Raw genomic sequence first — 642 nt, 5'->3', positions numbered from 1 at the left:
CGCGCCGGGCCGGACCCTGGTCGCGCTCGGGCCGCTCCTGACGGTCGGGGCGCTCCTGGCGATCGGGACGCTCCTGACGGTCGGGGCGCTCTTGGCGGTCGGGGCGCTCTTGGCGCGGCTCCGGACGCTCCTGGCGGGGCGCCGGGCGCTCGGCGGGCGCCCGCTCGGGACGTTCCTGCCGGTCGGGACGTTCCTGGCGAGGCTCGGGACGTTCCTGCCGGGGCTCCGGCCGCTCCTGACGCGGCGCGGGACGCTCCTGCCGGGGCTCCGGGCGTTCCTGGCGCGGCTCGGGGCGCTCCTGGCGGGGTTCAGGCCGTTCCTGGCGCGGAGCTGGGCGTTCCTGGCGGGGTTCCGGGCGCTCCTGGCGGGGCTCGGGGCGCTCCTGGCGGGGCTCGGGGCGCTCCTGGCGGGGCTCGGGGCGCGCCTGGCGCGGCTCGGGCCGTTCGCGGCGACCACCGCCCCCACGCGGGCCTCCTCCGCCCCCGCGGTGCCATTGCCGACCGCGCCGGGCCGGACCCTGGTCGCGCTCGGGCCGCTCCTGACGGTCGGGGCGCTCCTGGCGATCGGGACGCTCCTGACGGTCGGGGCGCTCTTGGCGGTCGGGGCGCTCTTGGCGCGGCTCCGGACGCTCCTGGCGGGGCG

Annotated in this window: 1 protein-coding gene; it reads left to right on the top strand. The window is 80.8% G+C overall.

The window, feature by feature from the left end:
• The coding region (locus MKK58_RS00080; protein WP_409565149.1) for a hypothetical protein at positions 1-642 on the top strand (642 nt) is incomplete at both ends.

The organism is Methylobacterium sp. J-078 (assembly GCF_022829285.1).
In the GTDB taxonomy this organism is placed as follows: domain Bacteria; phylum Pseudomonadota; class Alphaproteobacteria; order Rhizobiales; family Beijerinckiaceae; genus Methylobacterium.
The sequence above is the reverse complement of the archived record's forward strand: the minus strand, read 5'-3'. Positions and strand labels throughout refer to the sequence as shown.